This is a genomic window from Anaerocolumna sp., from assembly GCF_032079385.1.
Lineage (GTDB): Bacteria > Bacillota > Clostridia > Lachnospirales > Lachnospiraceae > Anaerocolumna.
On the sequence record NZ_DAMAUC010000003.1, the window covers coordinates 182,858 to 201,962 of the forward strand.

16 protein-coding genes are annotated in these 19,105 nt (G+C 37.3%); 14 read left to right on the top strand and 2 right to left on the bottom strand.

Going from position 1 to position 19,105, the window contains the following annotated elements; all coding sequences use genetic code 11:
* From RT261_RS04085 to RT261_RS04150, 14 genes are all read left to right on the top strand, one after another.
* Positions 1 to 2,068 (top strand): chemotaxis protein CheA (locus RT261_RS04085; RefSeq protein WP_331665393.1); only part of this gene is annotated, 2,068 nt, incomplete at its 5' end.
* Positions 2,069 to 2,116: 48 nt separating this feature from the next.
* Complete coding sequence (locus RT261_RS04090) at positions 2,117 to 2,611, top strand: chemotaxis protein CheW (RefSeq protein WP_313129683.1); 495 nt, start codon at positions 2,117 to 2,119, stop codon at positions 2,609 to 2,611.
* 83 nt (positions 2,612 to 2,694) lie between these two features.
* On the top strand, positions 2,695 to 3,510 hold the full coding sequence (locus tag RT261_RS04095) for a CheR family methyltransferase (protein ID WP_313129684.1): 816 nt from the start codon (positions 2,695 to 2,697) through the stop codon (positions 3,508 to 3,510).
* 6 nt (positions 3,511 to 3,516) lie between these two features.
* Entirely contained in the window at positions 3,517 to 4,542 is a 1,026-nt protein-coding gene (locus tag RT261_RS04100; RefSeq protein WP_313129687.1) for a protein-glutamate methylesterase/protein-glutamine glutaminase, read from the top strand.
* Between the two features lie 9 nt (positions 4,543 to 4,551).
* The gene (locus RT261_RS04105) at positions 4,552 to 5,022 is read left to right on the top strand and encodes a chemotaxis protein CheD (RefSeq protein WP_313129689.1); all 471 of its coding nucleotides are present in this window, start codon (positions 4,552 to 4,554) and stop codon (positions 5,020 to 5,022) included.
* A 43-nt stretch (positions 5,023 to 5,065) separates the two neighbouring features.
* On the top strand, positions 5,066 to 7,084 hold the full coding sequence (locus RT261_RS04110; protein WP_313129692.1) for a PAS domain-containing sensor histidine kinase: 2,019 nt from the start codon (positions 5,066 to 5,068) through the stop codon (positions 7,082 to 7,084).
* Positions 7,085 to 7,172: 88 nt separating this feature from the next.
* A complete protein-coding gene (locus RT261_RS20895; protein ID WP_331665396.1) occupies positions 7,173 to 7,919 on the top strand; it encodes a response regulator in 747 nt (248 codons plus the stop codon).
* A 103-nt stretch (positions 7,920 to 8,022) separates the two neighbouring features.
* A complete protein-coding gene (locus tag RT261_RS04120; RefSeq protein ID WP_313129694.1) occupies positions 8,023 to 9,807 on the top strand; it encodes a methyl-accepting chemotaxis protein in 1,785 nt (594 codons plus the stop codon).
* A 39-nt stretch (positions 9,808 to 9,846) separates the two neighbouring features.
* Positions 9,847 to 10,314: a chemotaxis protein CheX gene (locus RT261_RS04125; RefSeq protein ID WP_313129696.1), complete on the top strand. Its 468-nt coding sequence runs from the start codon at positions 9,847 to 9,849 to the stop codon at positions 10,312 to 10,314.
* Between the two features lie 411 nt (positions 10,315 to 10,725).
* Entirely contained in the window at positions 10,726 to 11,361 is a 636-nt protein-coding gene (locus tag RT261_RS04130; protein WP_313129698.1) for a hypothetical protein, read from the top strand.
* 20 nt (positions 11,362 to 11,381) lie between these two features.
* Positions 11,382 to 12,494: a hypothetical protein gene (locus RT261_RS04135; RefSeq protein ID WP_313129700.1), complete on the top strand. Its 1,113-nt coding sequence runs from the start codon at positions 11,382 to 11,384 to the stop codon at positions 12,492 to 12,494.
* Between the two features lie 88 nt (positions 12,495 to 12,582).
* Positions 12,583 to 13,986, top strand: a complete 1,404-nt coding sequence (locus tag RT261_RS04140; protein WP_313129703.1) for an MBOAT family O-acyltransferase — start codon at positions 12,583 to 12,585, stop codon at positions 13,984 to 13,986.
* 101 nt (positions 13,987 to 14,087) lie between these two features.
* On the top strand, positions 14,088 to 15,194 hold the full coding sequence (locus tag RT261_RS04145) for a DHHW family protein (RefSeq protein ID WP_313129707.1): 1,107 nt from the start codon (positions 14,088 to 14,090) through the stop codon (positions 15,192 to 15,194).
* 43 nt (positions 15,195 to 15,237) lie between these two features.
* Positions 15,238 to 16,116 (top strand): radical SAM/SPASM domain-containing protein, encoded by an 879-nt coding sequence (locus RT261_RS04150; RefSeq protein ID WP_313129709.1) that lies wholly within the window; start codon positions 15,238 to 15,240, stop codon positions 16,114 to 16,116.
* A gap of 123 nt (positions 16,117 to 16,239) precedes the next feature.
* Here RT261_RS04150 and RT261_RS04155 read toward each other — a convergent pair whose 3' ends face one another.
* Together RT261_RS04155 and RT261_RS04160 are read right to left on the bottom strand one after the other, a co-directional pair.
* Positions 16,240 to 17,451, bottom strand: a complete 1,212-nt coding sequence (locus RT261_RS04155; protein WP_313129712.1) for an FKBP-type peptidyl-prolyl cis-trans isomerase — start codon at positions 17,449 to 17,451, stop codon at positions 16,240 to 16,242.
* 544 nt (positions 17,452 to 17,995) lie between these two features.
* Positions 17,996 to 18,775: an Ig-like domain-containing protein gene (locus RT261_RS04160; RefSeq protein WP_313129714.1), complete on the bottom strand. Its 780-nt coding sequence runs from the start codon at positions 18,773 to 18,775 to the stop codon at positions 17,996 to 17,998.
* Positions 18,776 to 19,105 lie beyond the last annotated feature (330 nt).

The window sequence follows — 19,105 nt, forward strand, 5'->3', positions numbered from 1 at the left end:
CAGATTGGACAGCGGATTTTCAAAGGAACCTATGTTGGACATATTCATATATGAAACTACGCAAAATGTTGAACAACTTGAAGAGTCAATATTGACAAGTGAAAAAGTAAACTGCTTTACACCGGAAGCAGTTAATGAAATATTTCGAATTATGCACACCATTAAAGGTTCTTCCGCCATGATGCTGTATAACAATATAGCTTCTTTGGCTCATGCTATGGAAGATCTCTTTTATTGCATCCGGGAGGAAAAGCCCCAAGATATGGACTGTGCCTTGCTTTCAGATTTGGTTTTAGAAGGCGTGGATTTTATTAAGTTGGAGTTGGAGAAAGTAAAAAATGCGGACAGTCTTGACGGGGATCCTTCGAATTTGATTGAAGATATCAAAAGTTTCTTAGATTCTATTAAAGCTGAGAAAGATGACGCAGTTATATCCAAAGAGAAAGAAAAACTTCCTTTAGTACAACAGTACTATCTGTCTCACAGCAGTGCTGTTAAAACTTCGGCTGCAAAAGTTTATGAAGCAGTCATTTATTTTGATGATGGGTGTGAAATGGAAAATATCCGGGCATATTCCATTATACATAATTTAAAAGATATTACAGATGATTTTGCCTGTTACCCTTCGGATATTATCGAAAATAATGAAAGCGTACAGGTGATACGGGAACAGGGATTTCGAATAACCCTTTGCACCGAAAAAAGTCTGAAGGAGCTTCATGATTTCTTTACGGGAACCGCATTTGTAAGGGATTTGGAGATTGTCCAACTTGAAGAGGAAGAAGCCTCTCTTCGGTTTGCTTCCAGTCAGAATACAACCATTCAGGAAACACCTGTAATAATTCCTAGAGTACAGGAGCAGGAGCATCCGGACTATGGGCAGGCTGAAATCAGAAATACACATCAAAGCATTATTAGCGTTGATGTGTTTAAATTGGACAAATTAATGGATTTGATGGGGGAAATGGTTATTGCAGAGGCAATGGTTACACAAAACCCAGAGCTTAAGAGTCTGCAGCTAAATAGTTTTTATAAAGCAGCCCGCCAGCTTAGAAAGATTACCGGAGAAATGCAGGATATGGTAATGTCCATCCGAATGGTACCTTTAACAGTGACTTTCCACAAGATGTATCGCATTGTAAGGGATATGAGCAGGAAGCTTGGCAAAGAGGTGGAACTTACGTTGCTTGGAGAAGAAACGGAAGTAGATAAAAATATTATAGAGCATATCTCCGATCCCCTAATGCATCTGGTCAGAAATGCCGTGGATCACGGCATTGAAGAGCCCGAGGTTCGGGAAGCAGCCGGTAAGCCAAGAGCAGGGCAGGTAATATTGGAAGCTAAGAATGCCGGAAGTGAAGTTCTTGTAACTGTCAGGGATGATGGCAAAGGTCTTAACAAAACGAGAATTATAGAAAAGTCAATGGAGCAAGGGATATTAAACAAACCGGAAAATGAAATGACGGATAGGGAAATTTATAATCTGATTTTTCGCCCCGGATTTTCTACCAACGATAGTGTAACGGAATTCTCCGGCCGGGGAGTGGGTATGGACGTGGTGATTAAGAACTTGGAAGCGGTGGGAGGTTCCGTGTCTGTAGACAGCGGAGAAGGAACAGGCACGATAACTACGCTGAAAATACCTCTTACTCTGGCAATTATAGACGGAATGAATATAAGGGTGGGAAATGCAAAGTATACACTTCCCACAACTTCCATTCAGGAAACCTTCCAGGCGAGGAAAAGAGACATTATAAAGCAGCCGGATGGAAATGAAATGATTATGGTACGGGGAGAGTGTCATCCTATCCTCCGACTTCACAAACTATTTGCCATAAAAACCGATATTACCGACCTGACAAAAGGAATTATGCTTATGGTTGAACAGGAAGGTAAAAGCCTGTGCCTCTTTGCAGATGAGCTTATAGGCCAGCATCAGGTAGTAGTTAAAACCCTTCCGGCTTATGTAAAGAACCTAAAAAAAGTGGAAGGATTGGCAGGCTGTACTCTTCTTGGAGATGGCAGTATCAGTCTGATTCTTAATATAGACGGATTACTAAACATGTGAAAGCTACCATGATAATTTAGAATGAAGAATATAAAGGAGGTCATTAAAATGGCACAGATTGATGTATTGAACCTGACAGAACAGGAAGAGGATACATTGAAAGGAAAATACCTTATATTTTCTATGGGAAGTGAATTATACGGAATGGAAATCAGGTATATTACTGAAATCATTGGTATCCAGCCCATTACAGAGGTTCCTGAGATGCCGGAGTATGTAAGAGGGATTACTAATTTAAGAGGAAAGATTATCCCCGTAATGGATGCGCGGCTGCGTTTTAAAAAGGCTGTGCGGGAATATGATGGCAGGACCTGTATCATTGTCATTGATACCAATGACATATCCATCGGTCTGATTGTGGATAGTGTTTCGGAGGTACTTGCTATTGGGGACGAAGACATAGCATCTCCTACAGATATCTACAAGGGAGGACATAAATATATTAAGGGAATCGGAAAGGCGGGCGACAGTGTTAAACTATTGCTGGACTGTCAAAAACTGTTGACAGATGAAGAGATGGAAACACTGAGCACCATGTCCTGATAATCGTAACCTTAAAGTCTAAAAATAAAACAATATTGGAAGGAGGGCATGATATCCCCTTTTTCCATAAGGCAGGTGAATCCATGATTGTCATAAAAGAACAAGAATTCAGGCAATTTGCCGATTATATAAAATCCAATTATGGCATTCATTTTAAAAATGAGAAGAAAGTTTTGGTTGCCGGAAGGCTTAACCATGTGCTTACAAGTATGAATATGAACAGTTTGACGGAGTACATGGATTATGTAGTGGCAGATAAAACAGGTCAGGCAGCATCGGAAATGCTGAATAAAATAACTACGAATTATACCTTTTTCATGAGAGAAGCAGAACATTTTTATTATTTCAGAGATAAAGTACTGCCTTATCTGTCAAGAACGGTGAAAGACAGGGATTTGAGAATTTGGAGTGCAGCTTGTTCCACCGGGGAAGAACCTTATACATTGGCAATGATAATGGACCAGTTCTTCGGCCAGGATAAAAAGACCTGGGATACCAAAATACTGGCTACGGATATTTCTCAGAACGTACTATCCACTGCAAAGACCGGTATTTATAGAAAAGAGACGGTTTCTGAAGTACCGGCTTTGTGGAAGCAGAATTATTTTAGAGAATATGATGAGAGTAATTATATTCTGTCCGAGAAAATCAGGAATGAAGTAATTTTTGGAAATATCAATCTGATGGAATCGGTATTTCCTTTTAGAAGAAAGATGCATGCCATATTTTGCAGAAATGTCATGATTTATTTTGACAATGATACGAAGGATAAACTGGTTGAACGGCTATACGACATTACCGAACCTGGGGGATTTCTGTTTATTGGGCATTCGGAAGGACTTAATCGGGAAAAAACAAGGTACAGATATGTAATGCCTGCCGTTTACAGAAAGGAGTAGTTATGTATGGAAGGACATAAAAAGATCAGGGTGCTGGTGGTTGACGACAGTGCAGTATCCCGTGAAATGATAGTGAGAGGTATTACTACTGATACGCAGATTGAGGTAGTTGCTGTTGCAGGTGATCCTTTTGAAGCCAGAGATAAGATTCTTGAAGTACATCCTGATGTAATCACCTGTGATGTGGAAATGCCCAAAATGAAAGGCACCGAGTTTGTACGCCGGCTGATGCCCCAGTATTTTGTACCGGTGGTTATGGTCAGTGCTGTAAGCGAAGCGGTATTTGAAGCCATGGAGGCAGGAGCGGTTGATTTTGTGGTAAAGCCGGACATATATTCTCCCAGGGGAATGGAGATGTTCCTCCGTGATTTGATTCAAAAGATAAAGATGGCCTCCACTGTAAAAGCAATATTACCAAAATCAGCAAGTACCATTGGAAAAATCACAGGAGCTATGGCTCATGATACCAATAAAATTATTGCTATTGGTGCTTCTACCGGAGGAACGGAGGCCATATACAGCATACTCCGCTTACTTCCCCCCACCGTTCCGGGAATCGTAATTGTACAGCATATCCCCCCTGTTTTTTCAAGGATGTATGCGGAGAGACTGGATAATCAAACAGCTCTCCATGCCAAAGAGGCTGAAACCGGGGACTATATAGATTCGGGCAAAGTTTTAGTTGCACCGGGAGATCGGCATATGAGGGTGAAAAAGGTTGGAAAAAGATATCAGGTGGAGTGTTTTCACGGAGATAAAGTCAACGGACACTGCCCATCTGTGGATATTCTATTTGATTCCGCAGCAAAAGAAGCAGGCAGCAACGCCATTGGAATACTTTTGACAGGAATGGGTTATGACGGTGCGAAGGGACTTCTTACCATGCGGCGTAAAGGCAGCAGAACCATCGGGCAGGATGAAGGATCTTCAGTGGTGTATGGAATGCCAAAAGTAGCCTTTGATATAGGGGCTGTGGAAATACAGACAGCATTAGGGAATATTCCCCAAGTGCTGTTTGAGATGCTGGATTAGGTGATAGTTATGGAATTGGTAGTAGGAATGGGAGAATACATTGTAACTGACAGAGAAGATGACCTTATACGAACTTTTGCCCTGGCTTCCTGTGTGGCAGTTACCGTGTACTGTCCGGTAAAAAAGGCAGCCGGTATGATTCATGTGGTACTGCCTTTTCCCTTGGGTCCCAGGGATAAAACAGAACGCCCGGGTTATTTTGCCGAAACAGGCATTCCCTTACTTATAAATGCAATGGGTACAAAATACGGCTGTAAAAGGCATGAACTTCATATCCAAATGTATGGCGGAGCAGATTCTATACTTCCCCATGACATTTACAACGTGGGAAAAAAGAATATTGATGCAATAAAATATATATTGCTTGGCATGGGACTTACAATATGCAAGGCGGATCTGCGGGGAAATGAAAGCAGAACCATATCCATGGAAGTAAAAACCGGATTGGTGGAGGTTTACCGCCAGCCTATCTTAAAATAAGGAGGTGATTTTACTGCTACAAAATATACAGGAATCAGATCAAATGAAATTTATAACAGCTACCTTATCCAGTATCGGTGATGGAGTGATTGTAACTGACAGAAAAGGAATGATTCTCTATATCAATGCCTCCGGAGAGAAGCTAACTGGTTGGAACATAAAAGAAGCTTTAGGAAAATCTTTTGATGAAGTATTTCATTTAGTTAATTTCTTTACCGGTAAACAGCTGGGAAGCCCGATTTGTGGGGCACTTAGGAGTGGAAAAGCGGTAGGACTTAAAAATCACTCTGCTCTCATTAACAAAGAAGGAAAAACACTTTTTGTTTCAGCAAGCTGTTCTCCAATTTATACTGGTGACAAAGCAGAAGGTGTTGTTGTAGTATTTCGTGATATTGATCGTATTAAAAATATAGAAGAAAAAATCAGGAAAGAAAAAGATAATCTTAAAAATGTATTGGAAGCACTTCCTACAGGAATATTACTGATTGGAGGCGATGGAGTTGTAAAGTGGGTCAACAAGCCCTTTCTGGATATGTTTCATATTCAGGAAAAGGATATTGCAGGGCAGCGTTTTGGTGACGGCGTCCATTGCATTTACAGTTATGAAAAAGGTTGTGGAGAAAGCGGGAAATGCCGCTTTTGTGAAGTTCGGCAAAATATCGATAGGGTTATCCGGGAGGGTATGAATTGCAAGGACGTAATTTTTCGCCGGGCATTCTTAAGTGGTTTTCATAAAAACTACTTTTGGCTGAAGCTTAATTTTATTCCCCTTGCCTTTTCGGAGGAAAAGCAAGTAGTAGTAGCCATTGAAGATATTACCAATCAGAAAAATTATGAAGCAGCTCTTAAAAAAAGCAAGGATGAAGCAGAGTCAGCCAATAAAATGAAAAGTGAATTTTTAGCCAATATGAGTCATGAGATCCGTACCCCTCTAAATGGACTGATTGGTATGATGGACTTGTTTTTACAGACGGATACCAATGAGGAACAGAAAGAATATATCCAGATGGCCAAAATAAGTGCGGATACCCTGCTTAAAGTAATCAATGATGTTTTGGATTTTTCAAGAATAGAGGCAGGAAAAATATCTATTTCCAAGGTTCCCTTTAATATAAAAATTCTTATGGATGAAGTCGCCAAACTTCATGGAGTTCTTGCTGAAAAGAAAGGATTGGAACTGCATTACAATTTTTCCTCGGAAATTCCGCTATATGTAAAGGGAGACCCGGACCGCCTGCGCCAGATATTGAACAATTTAATCGGCAATGGGGTGAAATTCACGGATACCGGTGAGGTTAAGATTACTGTGGAAAAGATAATGGAAGCCGGACAAAGTGTGGAATTGGAGTTTTGTATATCAGATACGGGAATCGGTATATCTTCAGACAAGATGGCACTGCTTTTTGAACGGTTTAGGCAGATAGACGGTACGGTAACCAGACGACATAGTGGCACCGGTTTGGGGCTTGCAATCTGTAAGCAGCTGGCAGAATTAATGGATGGAACAATCAGAGCAGAGAGTGAAATTGGAAAGGGCAGCAGATTTTATTTAAGGATAGGCTTTGAGGTTGCGAAGATGCCTTTAGCAGATAACTTACAAAATATTGATTTTGGTGAGAAAGGTTTACCGTCTATTGTGATGGATGACCGTGAAGCCGGCCGGTTTATTCCGGAAAAAGCAGCAGGCCGGGCAGAAAATATTCATATACGAAAGAAAGGGGCCGGTTTTAAGAAGTGCAGTAGTGTCAGACTTGGAGAAAACGGAGAGATTGTTTTTGATACAGAAGCAGGAAAGGCCGAGGGAGAAGATATATCCCTTGAGTTAGAACGGCTTGAAAAAGTCTTGCAAGAACTTCAGATTATGATTGAGGAAAACAGAGTATTCCAGATAGAAGAAGCCGTCCATAAAGTGAAAAGAATCGCAGTCCGAATCTGCGGGGAAGATCTTAGGGAACTGGCATTCAAGGCAGAACTTGCAGCAAGGAAATGTAAATGGAATGTTGCAGTGGATTACTGTAACCAATTAATAAACATATTCAGCATTCGTTATAGGAGAGTATGAAGTATAGAACTATTATTTGTGATGCCGCAAAAGGGTATTCGGTTTGGAATCTGAAAGAAAAAAATAGAAAGGATGGATGGGTATAAACATGAGAATTTTGGTTGCGGAAGATGACTTAGTCAGCAGAAACTTTCTGAGTAAATTTCTTTCAAAATACGGGGATTGTGATTTGGTGGTAGACGGATTGGAAACCATTGATGCATTTCTTATGGCACTAAAAGACAAAGAGCCGTATCACTTAATCTGCCTTGATATTATGATGCCGAAGGTAGATGGTATGAAGACATTGAAAGCCATCAGGGATTTGGAAAAACAATATAACATCTCCCCTGAGAAACGTGTAAAGATCATTATGACAACGGCTTTAGCCGAAGCACAGATGGTTCGGACTGCTTTTGATTATGGCTGCGAAGCTTATGCCGCCAAACCCATTGATACTAAAAAACTAATAGAGGTGATGGAAAAGCTAGGGCTTATAAAGGAGAAGCAAGAGGAACAATCTGCACCGGAGACCATAGCATATGGAATGGAAAAACCTGATTTATCTCCGAATATGTTCAAGGAAAAAAGTAATACGGGAGAAGGATATTTTAAAAGTGTGCAGGCCCTGCCGGATTATCAATTGGAAGTCACCATGGAAACCGGTACAACAATTCATTTTGACTTTCGTTCCAGGCTGAACACCCTCCGTTTTGGGATGCTTCGGGATGAAGAATTATTTCGGAGTGTGTATACCGATGGGAACTACTTGATTTTTAATAAGGTAGGCAGGATGTTAGTTAAAATTACTGCTTCCGAGTTTATGGATCTTGTTCTGATTGATAGGAGAAAGTAATTACATAAAAGAGAAATAATAGAGTAATAAAGGACAGGGGAAGATAAAAGTTATGTTTGAACAAATACAAAGCACAAAGGATAAAGGAGGTAAAAGCAATCTTATGAAAAATTTATCAATTAATATGAAACTAATTGTCGGCTTTGGTATTGTACTCATTACAATGATGTTGTCTATGGGGGTATCCATGTTTAATATAGACAGTATTGGAAATGAGGTAAATTTATTTGAGGTTTATTCTCTTCCAAATACAGGCTATACCTGGAGTATTAGACGTGATATGCTTTTTATCCAAAACGAACTGTTGCAGGCCATCCAGGAGAAGACGGAAGAGAAAGCGGCAGAAAATATCAAATTAGCAGAAAATGAAGCTGCTCATTTGGAAAACACTATAGCAGCGCTTTCAGGGAACCAAAGAGACAATAAGCGGGATGCCCAGATAGCAGAACTTAAAGCAGAACTTGAGAAAACTTCTGACATTAGAAGTCAGATTACAGAGTTGGTAAAAAATAAGACGACGGAGAATACAGAAGCTGCATATAAATTATATGTAGAGGAGTATGTACCCCATTTTACAAAAGCAGCGGATATTGCGGTTATTCTAAATGAGCTTGAAGTGACAGAAGCTCAGGATCAGGCTGCTAATGCGAAAAACGCCGAAAAGCTGGCATTGGCTTTGTTAGTAGTTCTAACTGCAACTTCGTTTTTTCTGACAATTATCGTTGTAATTGCCATAAGAAAATCAATTCTAAGTCCCGTTAAGGAAATTGAGAATGTATATACGGAGATGGCGAAGGGCAATATGCAGGTGGAAATCAGCTATGAAAGCAAGGATGAACTGGGACACATGGCAAAGAACATCAAAAAGACCAATGAACTTCTTTCTTCCTACATACATGATATTTCAGAGAAACTGAATCAAATGTCACATGGAGACATGCGGATTAATGTGGAGATGGACTACATTGGTGACTTTGCTGCCATTAAAAAGGCAATGCAGAATACAGCTACAGCGTTAAATTATACATTGATGACTATTAATACAGCAGCCGAGCAGGTAAGTACCGGTTCTTCACAGGTGGCAAGCGGAGCCCAGGCACTAGCCACAGGCTCCACAGAGCAGGCTTCTTCTGTGGAAGAATTAAGTGTTTCCATTACCAAGATTGCAGAAGAGGCAGAGAAAAATTCAGACAATGTTAAAATAGCTACACAATATGTGGAACAAGCCGGTGCAGAAGTGAATGCCGGAAATGAGCATATGGAACAGCTTACAAAGGCTATGACCAATATTGGTTCTGCATCTACTCAGATTGCCAATATCACCAAGGTTATTGAAGATATTGCGTTCCAGACAAACATTCTGGCACTGAATGCTGCCATTGAAGCAGCCCGGGCAGGTAATGCAGGAAAAGGCTTTGCAGTAGTTGCTGACGAGGTTCGCAATCTTGCTGCTAAATCAGCAGAAGCGGCTAAGCAGACGGTGGAGTTAATCCAGCATTCTACCGTTACGGTAGATGAGGGCACACAGATAACAGCACAAACAGCGCAAATACTTCAAAATGTCAGGGAAAAAGCCTTAATGGTAAATGAAAGTATTATTAAAATTGAGAGGGCATCTTCCGAACAGGCCATTGCAATTGAACAGATTAAGCAGGGACTCACCCAGGTTTCTTCTGTTGTGCAGACCAATGCGGCTACTGCAGAAGAGAATTCTGCAACCAGTGAAGAAATGTCCGCCCAGGCTGCCACATTACGTGAGGAAGTTGGGAAGTTCAAGCTGAATACCGGATACGAAAGAGAAAGTATATCTCCCATATCCCTATATAAGGAATTTCCTCAAGTGAATAACGCAATGTTTGAAGCTGCTCCTTCTTTAGGAAAGTACTAATTTTACAACATAAACAAAATAGGAGGCAACAAAAGAACTATGGATGCAGAAATAATAAATCCATTTATACAGGCCGCACAATCGGTTTTAAAAGCACTTTGCAATGACGAACCTGTGTTGGGTAAAATTTACTTAAAAAAATCATCTTTTTTAGCAAATCAAATTATTATCGTGATTGGAATTGTAGGAAAAATACGGGGACAGGTCTGTTTTGAGTTATCTCAGGAAACCGCCAAGAATATAGCCACTGTAATGATGGGCGGCTTTACTGTAAATAGAATGGATGAAATCAGCAAAAGTGCTATTTCGGAAATGGGGAATATGATTATGGGGAATACCTGCAGTTTGCTTGGTCAAAAATCCATCCAAGTGGATATTACCACGCCTTCCCTGATGTCAGGTAATAATATTGAAATATCCAACAGACTTCCAACAATCTCCATTCCACTCTCCCTGAATAAATATGGGGTAATTACATTAAATGTTACCATGGAAACAACTGCATAACCTGACTTTAGCTGAATTTAAGTAGTCCGTGAAATTCTATAGTAAAAGAAAACAGGATAAGGTTAAAAAATAAATATTGTAAATATAAAAACAGGTAGCCATAAAAGGTGCCTGTTTTTTCAACTTAAATAATATAATAGCAGGCTGAAAATTTAGACTAAGACTGCCTAAACAAACTTAAATTCACATAAATGAACTTAAATTTACTTAAATAGAACATAAATTAGAACATAAATTTAGAACTTAAATGAATTAAAAAAATGGAACCAAAAATTAAAAAGCCTCGTCTAATTAATGAAACAATCCGATTATACTACACATACCCAGATGACAATTACAGGAAGGAGGTCAACTTCCCTTACTAGAGTGGTATAAAAGGATAAAAGTATATTTTATTTGGAGGCTAGATAAATGAAAAGAAAGATTGTTTATATTTTAATGATAGTTTTAACTATGAGTATTTTTACAGCTTGTAAGAATACAGTAACAGAAGAAAATAATCAAGGTACTAATGATAATAATACAGAAGTAGAAAATGATGAGAATGACAATAAGGATGACAATGGCAGCAAGGATGAAACAGAAAATACAGATAATAGTAATGCCCAGAATGCAGAAGATAGTGATCTTTTATCTATTATCAAGAAAATATATGAAATTAAGGATCCGGAATTAAATGTGGCTGAGAATCCTGTGGATTTAAGTAATAGTGATTCTGTAAAATATTATACTGGACTTTCTGATAGTTCTAAATTAAAGGAAGCAGTTGCATCTGAAACAATGATAGGTTCACAGGCATATTCCCTGGTACTTGTTAGGTTAAAAGATGCAGGTGATGCGAAATCTGTTGCCGAAGAAATGGTAAAGGGAATAGATACCAGAAAGTGGATCTGTGTTGAAGCAGATGATCTTCAGGTTGTAGGTCATGATGATGTGGTAATGCTGATTATGGTTTCTTCATCTTTCAAAGACAGTGTAACATCTCAGCAAATTGTCGATGCGTTCAAAGAAGTATCTGGCGGTAAATTGGATATTGAATTAAAATAAGAAGTAATTGGAGGGTACAAATGAAAAAAAATATAATTTACGTTTTATTAATAGTTCTGATTATGGGTGTTTCTGCCGGCTGTAAGAAAACAGAAACAAAAAATAATGAAATTATGGAAGAAGATAATGGTGAGTTGTCTGAGAATACATTAGGGGAAAATGAATCTGAAGATATGGTTCCGGACAATAATGAAAGTTCAGACAGCACTGGAAAAATAGATGAAGAGAATGATAAGATAGAAACCGATGGTAAAGAATCCGATAGTAAAGAGAACGGAGAAACAGAAACCGGCAATACAGAAACCGAAAGTAAAGGAACTGAAAACACTGATAATAAAAGTACAGAGAACGTAAATAAAGAAACTGAAAATAAAGATAGCGGAAATAAGGAAAGTGGAAGTAAAGGAACTGGAAATAAAGAAAGCGAAAACAAGGAAACAGAAAATAAAGGAACTGGAAATAAAGAAAGCGGAAACAAGGAAACGGAAAATAAAGGAACTGGAAATAAAGAAAGCGGAAACAAGGAAACAGGAAATAAAGGAACAGGAAATAAAGAAAGTGGAAATAAAGAAAGCGGAAATAAGGAAAGTGGAAATAAAGAAACCGGAAACAAAGAAAATGGAAATAAGGAAACAGGAAATAAAGGCAACGGAGATAAAGAAACCGATAATTCAAAAGATAAGGATAAACAAGATGTAAAAGAGAAAGATCTTTTGGATATAATAAAAAAGATATATGAAATTAAGGATCCGGGACTTAGGTTAGATAACGCATCGGTTGATTTGAGTAATGAGGATTCAGTGAAGTATTATACCGGACTTACTGACAGTTCCAAGGTAAAGAAAATAGCAGCATCGGAAGCAATGATACTTTCCCATGCTTATTCCCTGGTTCTTGTACAGCTTAATGATGTCGGTGACGCAGAAAAGGTCGCCAACGATATGTTAAACGGCATTGACACTAGGAAGTGGATATGTGTTGGAGCAGATGATCTCCAAGTTGTAAGTCATGATGATGTTATAATGCTTTTTATGGTTTCTTCAACATTAGAGGAAAGTGTAACATCCAAGCAAATTGTAGCTGCTTTTAAAGAAGTCAGCGGCGGCAAGCTGGATATTGAGTTAAAAAAGTAAATTAATTATTGTATTCATTAACCGTATCCTGTTTTCAAACCGTTTTTCTGCGGTAAGGAATTCAGGATATGGATATTTAGGAGAAAACATGCTATTTTCAAGTATAACATTTTTATATTATTTTCTGCCATTGGTTCTAATTTTATATTTTGCTGTGCCTAAGAATCTTAAAAACTGGGTACTTCTGATTTCATCTCTTATATTTTACGGATGGGGTGAACCGAAATATATCCTGCTGATGGGTTTATCCATAGTGGTTCAATATATTCTGGGTATTCTAATTGAAAGACATTCCGATACAAAGAAAGCAAAATTCTGGTTAGTGATATCAATTTGTTTCTCCATAGGATTACTTGGTTATTTTAAATATGTCGATTTTTTTATTCGTAATGTAAATAGCGTCACGGGATTGTCAATACCCCTGCTTTCCATTGCTTTGCCCGTAGGTATCAGCTTCTACACATTTCAAATATTAAGTTATACCATTGATGTTTACCGCAAAGAGGCCAGGGCTCAAAAGAATATAGTTCATTTAGCCACTTATGTTGTCTTATTTCCACAGCTTATTGCAGGGCCCATTGTGCGTTATGTTGATATAGCCTCAGCCCTTGAAAATCGCAGCCATAGTTTTGAAAAATGGCGTTATGGTTTACGCCGCTTTATATTTGGTCTTGGGAAAAAAGTGCTGATAGCGAATTCTCTTGGAGAGATTTGTGAGATTTTTAAGAAGACAGAACAAAGTACGGTGCTGTTTTATTGGATGTATGCTATTGCTTTCTCACTTCAAATTTATTTTGATTTTTCAGGATATAGTGATATGGCAATCGGCTTAGGAAAGTTATTTGGATTTGATTTCCTGGAAAACTTTAATTATCCTTATATATCAAGGAGCATTAGTGAGTTCTGGCGCAGATGGCATATGTCATTGGGCACATGGTTCCGGGATTATCTGTACATTCCAATGGGTGGAAACCGTGTAAAGAAGAGCCGTTGGATATTAAATATTATGGTTGTTTGGATGCTTACCGGCTTATGGCACGGGGCAGCATGGAATTTTGTAATCTGGGGCTTGTTATTTGCCCTGTTATTGATGAATGAAAAATTATGGTTTGAGAAAGTAATGAAAAAATTACCCAAATTCATATCTCATATATATGTGCTGTTTTTTGTAATTATAAGTTTTGTTATTTTTGACGCGGCCAATATGGCTGAGGCAGTAGAACGAATCTCCTCTATGCTGGGAATGGGAAGAATAAAAGCAATGGATATACAGTCTTTATATTATTTTCGAAGCTATGGTATAATTCTGATTCTTTCCATAATCGGCTGCACACCGTTGCCCAAATTATGTATCGAGAATATCCGAAAGATGAAATGGGCTGACAGGGCATTGGTTATACTTGAACCGATTATTTGTATTATATTGCTTTTAACAATTACTGCATATCTAGTGGATGCTTCTTTTAATCCATTTCTATATTTTCGTTTTTAACTTAGGTTAAAAGAACAAGCTTTAACAACCAGTAATTTGTGTCGGTGCACAAAATTACCATCGTTATTATAAGGTGCTAAAGCACCGGAATTGAGGTTATTATGGGAGAAAAATTAAAGAATACCGTCGTAGTTCTTTCCATAGGACTTATTTGGTGTATACTTGCACTGTTTTGCTGGATAAAATCTCCGGAGGAAATATCAATTAGTGAAAGAAGAAAACTGGAACAGTTGCCGGAATTCAAAGTACAAACTTTGTTGTCCGGAAAGTTTATGAGTGATTTTGAAAAATATGCACAGAATCAGTTCCCCCATCGCTTTATGTTTCGTAAATTGAAAGCATATACCAGATTCTATGCCTTTGCTCAGAAGGACAATAATGATATTTATATTGAGGGGGATTATGCAGCAAAATTAGAGTATCCCTTAAATGAAAGGTCTATTTTATCTGCTGCCCAAAAGTTTGGCTACCTTTATGAGAAATATATGAAGGAGAAGGAGCTTAATGTTTATCTCTCTATTATTCCGGACAAGGGATATTATTTAGCCGGTCAGAATGGATATCCTGCTATGGATTATGAAAAGCTTTTTGATATAATGAAGAATCATACAGAATTTGCAGAGTATATAGATATTTCAGATATTCTTGAATTGGAGGACTATTACTATACGGACATTCACTGGAGGCAGGAAAAGCTTATGAAAGTAGCAGAAAAAATTGCCTCAGCACTGGACATTTCAAAGGAACTTTCTGGAAATTATGAAACAATAGAGACAGATGTGCCATTTTATGGCGTATATTATGGTCAATCTGCTCTGCCTTTAGAACATGAAAAAATATATTATCTAACAAATGATATTATTAATAATTGTACTGTCTATAATGTTGAAACAGATAAAACGACTCCGGTATATGATACCATAAAACTCCATGACAAGGACCCTTATGATGTATACCTGTCAGGAGCTTCCCCTTTGCTTATTGTAGACAACCCAAATGCTGCAAATAAGAAAGAATTGATTGTATTCAGGGATTCCTTTGGCAGCAGCCTCATACCTTTATTGCTGGAAGGGTATTCTAAAGTGACGTTGGTAGATATTCGATATATTACAAGCGACTATTTAGGAGAATTTCTCACCTTTGATGATCAGGATGTGTTATTTTTGTATAGTACTCCTGTACTTAATTCATCTGCCGTGTTAAAATGAGTATATGCTTTTATTACATCATGAAACATTGGGAGTATAATAAATGAAACAATTTAAGAGAGTATATATTGAGATTACTAATATATGTAATCTCAATTGTAATTTCTGCCCTCAAACCCAGCGGCAAGCAGAATTAATGAGTGTAGATACCTTTTGCAATATATTAGATCAAGTGAAACCATATACGGACTATCTGTATTTTCATGTAAAAGGTGAGCCTTTTCTTCATCCTCAAATAGATGAATTGCTAGATATTAGTTATGAAAAAGGCTTTCAGGTAAATATAACTACAAACGGCACTTTGATTACAAAGGTAAAGGACAAGCTTGCAAATAAGCCTGCATTAAGACAGATTAACTTTTCCCTGCATAGTTTTGACGGAAATGATGGCTTACACAACAAAGGCGAATATATATGGGATATTTTATCCTTTGTAAAAGAAATCAGGGAAAAATCCAATGTATTAATTTCTTTAAGACTTTGGAATTTGGATGAGGACAATCAGGTTAATCTGGATAAGAAAAAGAACAATGTCCTGTTGGAGGTAATTGAGAAAGAGTTTAATCTGACTTATAATATACAAGAAGTCGTTACACCTGGCAGAGGAATAAAAATAGCGAATGGTGTTTATTTAAATCAGGATTATGAATTTCAATGGCCTGCGCTAAAAGAAAAAGAAGATGATGGTATTGGATTTTGCTATGGACTTCGTAACCAGATAGCAATACTGGTAGATGGAACGGTTGTTCCCTGCTGTCTGGATGGGGAAGGAGTTATTAATCTGGGAAACATAAAAAACGCTCCCTTCTCCCAGTTACTGGAAAGTGAAAGAGCAAAAAGTATTGTAGAAGGTTTTTCAAGAATGGAAGCCGTAGAGGAACTTTGCAGAAAATGCGGATATAGAAAACGATTTGGCAAATAAGGAATATAATAAATAGCTTTCTTGGGTGGTTAACTTGTACCCAAGAAAGCTATTTTTATAATCATTATTTCTAAGCTTCTCCATAAGTAATTAGCAGAGACTTTTAATCTAAATAAGTCTTAATTACTTTATTTCGGCTCTTTCTTTTAAGAATGATAATACTCTTGCATGTATTAATTCCTGCATGACATAACCTTTGCCATATTCTTCAACAAGAGAATCATAATCCACTGTTGCCTTGTCGCCCAGATACTTGTCAAATTCTTCTGCTGTTACATTAAGACCTTCTTTTTGATAAATCATCTGGAATATTAAAGCCATCTTTGCTTGATCTTCTACGTCTTTCCCCAATCCGGCATCATATTCTTTCTCAGACATACCGGTATATTGTTCAAAGGTTGCATAAGGTGGGGTTGAACCAAAAGAAGTATATAATTGATTCATGTATTCAAAATAACTTTGATCTTCGAATTTCTTAACGGATTTTAAGTGCTTCATATATTTCTCAGGATAGGATGAAACGGTGGTATTATCCATAAGAAAATCTTCTAACCAGGTGTCCAGTTTAGCTTCATATTTGGATCTTTTTAGATATTCTCTATAATCTTTGGCTGTCATTGCATGTTCAGAAAGATTTTCTTTTACAAAGGCATCTGTCAATTCCGGTATGTCATAAATTCCATTAATTTGAACTTCAAAAACTGCATTCTTTCCAGCCAAAGCTTCATTTTGTTTATAATCTGCTGGGAAAGTAACTTCTACGGTTACATTATCACCAATACCATGGCCGATTAATTGTTCTTCAAAGCCATCCACATAATCTTCAGAGCCGATTACTAAATCTGTTCCGGCATCTTTTGTATTACCGCCTTCAAATTCTTTTCCGTCAACAGTTCCCACATAGTCGATGTTTACTTTATCACCATTTGCAATCAATGCATCGGTTTCTGTTTCCAGTGTACCATGTTCTGCCAGTAGCTCTCGAATATCCTTTTCCATATCTTCATCGGTATATTCTACTTCACTTAAGGGTATGTTAATATTGGAATAATCACCTAATACTAAATGGTCAGTAACTTGTACATCTTTTATTAAGCCCTCTTCTGTCAATTTTGCACTATAATCACTACTTGGTCTTACTCTGTTAATGCTTCGGTGTACGGAGTAGCCGATTAAAAGTACAAAACCAACAGATACCAGAGCAATTAAGCAGATAGAAATAATCTTTGATAAGTAAGCATCCCTTTTCATTTTTTTAATTTCTTTTTTTCTTTCAATTTTCCTTGTTTTGCTCATGCTTGTAGAATTTTTTTCATTCTGTGATGCATCATTCATATTTTACACCCATTTCATATCACATGTCTCTTGCGATAGCGCCACATATAACATGTGCGAAAGATTATCTTTGTGGCATCCTTTCAATATTATATTTCTTTCACACCTTGGTGCCAGGTTGCCTCAGCAACAGCAGACGGCACATGAAAATTCGAGAAAACATGATATTTAAGCCCTTCCGGTTTTCTTATCATATTCCCGCAAACTGTAAAGCAGCTTCCATTTTACATTTCTAAACAGACTGTGCCTTACAATGTCTTAAATATAACAATTCATTTTTGTCCGGGTATCAGAACATAACCGTTATGTAATTCATTATACATTAAAATTATGAATGATTTGTGTACAAATTCATTTTTTGGACAAATATAAAATAAAAACTTATAGATATTATACAATAAAAATCATTTAAAATATATAATAAATTATAAACTTCAACTTTAAATATAATTTCTCAATGAAGGATTTTAATGCCTTGTTTTTAATTCCTATTTCTTATGTAAAGTTTCTTTCAGCTTACATTTTCTCTCCTCACAGATTATAATTAATCAGTTACATATATAGTACATCTTGCTTTAGCTCCGTCTTCCTTTGCATAGATATAGGCTCTTCCTTTTTTTATTGCTCTTATTTGACCCTTGGAGTTTATGGATATAATTTTGGGATTACTGGTTGACCACGCCGGAGAATTACCGGATGAAACACTGGCAGTAAGTGCAGCAGCAGAACCTGTTTTTATAGTTAGTTCCTCTGTACTTAAAGTAATTACAGGCTTTTTTACAGTTACTTCACAAATGTCAGAAACACCATTAACGGTTGCGGTAATGACAGCAGTTCCATTTTTGACAGCGGTTATGTTACCATTTTGATCCACCGTAGCCACACTTTTTTTACTTGTTTTCCATTTGGGTTTGACTTTAGATGAGACTTTAGCGGAAAGTTTGGCACTTTGGCTCCGGTATAAAGCGATATGAGATTGGCTTAAGGTAATCGTTGGAGGATCAACCGTAACCAAACAGGAGGCATAGGCCCCTTTTATGCTGGCCGTGATAACTGCAGAACCGGTTTTTTTAGCAGTGACTTTACCATATTTGTTAACAGAAGCAATTTTAGAATCACTGCTTTTCCAGGTTGCTTTCTTTCCGGTGGAGGTAATTGCAATGATATAGAATTCATCACTTATAGTGACTCTTTTTTCGTACTGGGAAAGTATTATAAATGAGATTTCTGTGGAAATTGCCTTTACCGGCTGTGAAGGCAGGATAAAAAGAATTGATATGTAAGATAACAGGATAGATAATAAGACTTTCTTTATGTTTAACAATAGAATCCCCCATTCTTAGAAAATGAGGAGAGAATCATTCAGATGAAAGAAACTTTCGATTATTGTATCATAAAATATGCTGTTTGTAAAATTATTCTTTTTTATAAGTTGTTGTGATAATAGATGATATTAACATGAATTACAGTCTTGTTTTTGTTGGAATTTTATTGTATACTTATGTCGTAAATAAATATTTCATAAAAATGTATAAATTATATGTAAAATATGAGAATTCTTGTATATATTTAGAGCTTTATTAACACCGATAGAACCAATTCAGCAATACATAAAAACTGAATAGAGAATAATCTTTATATGAATTTTATTCAT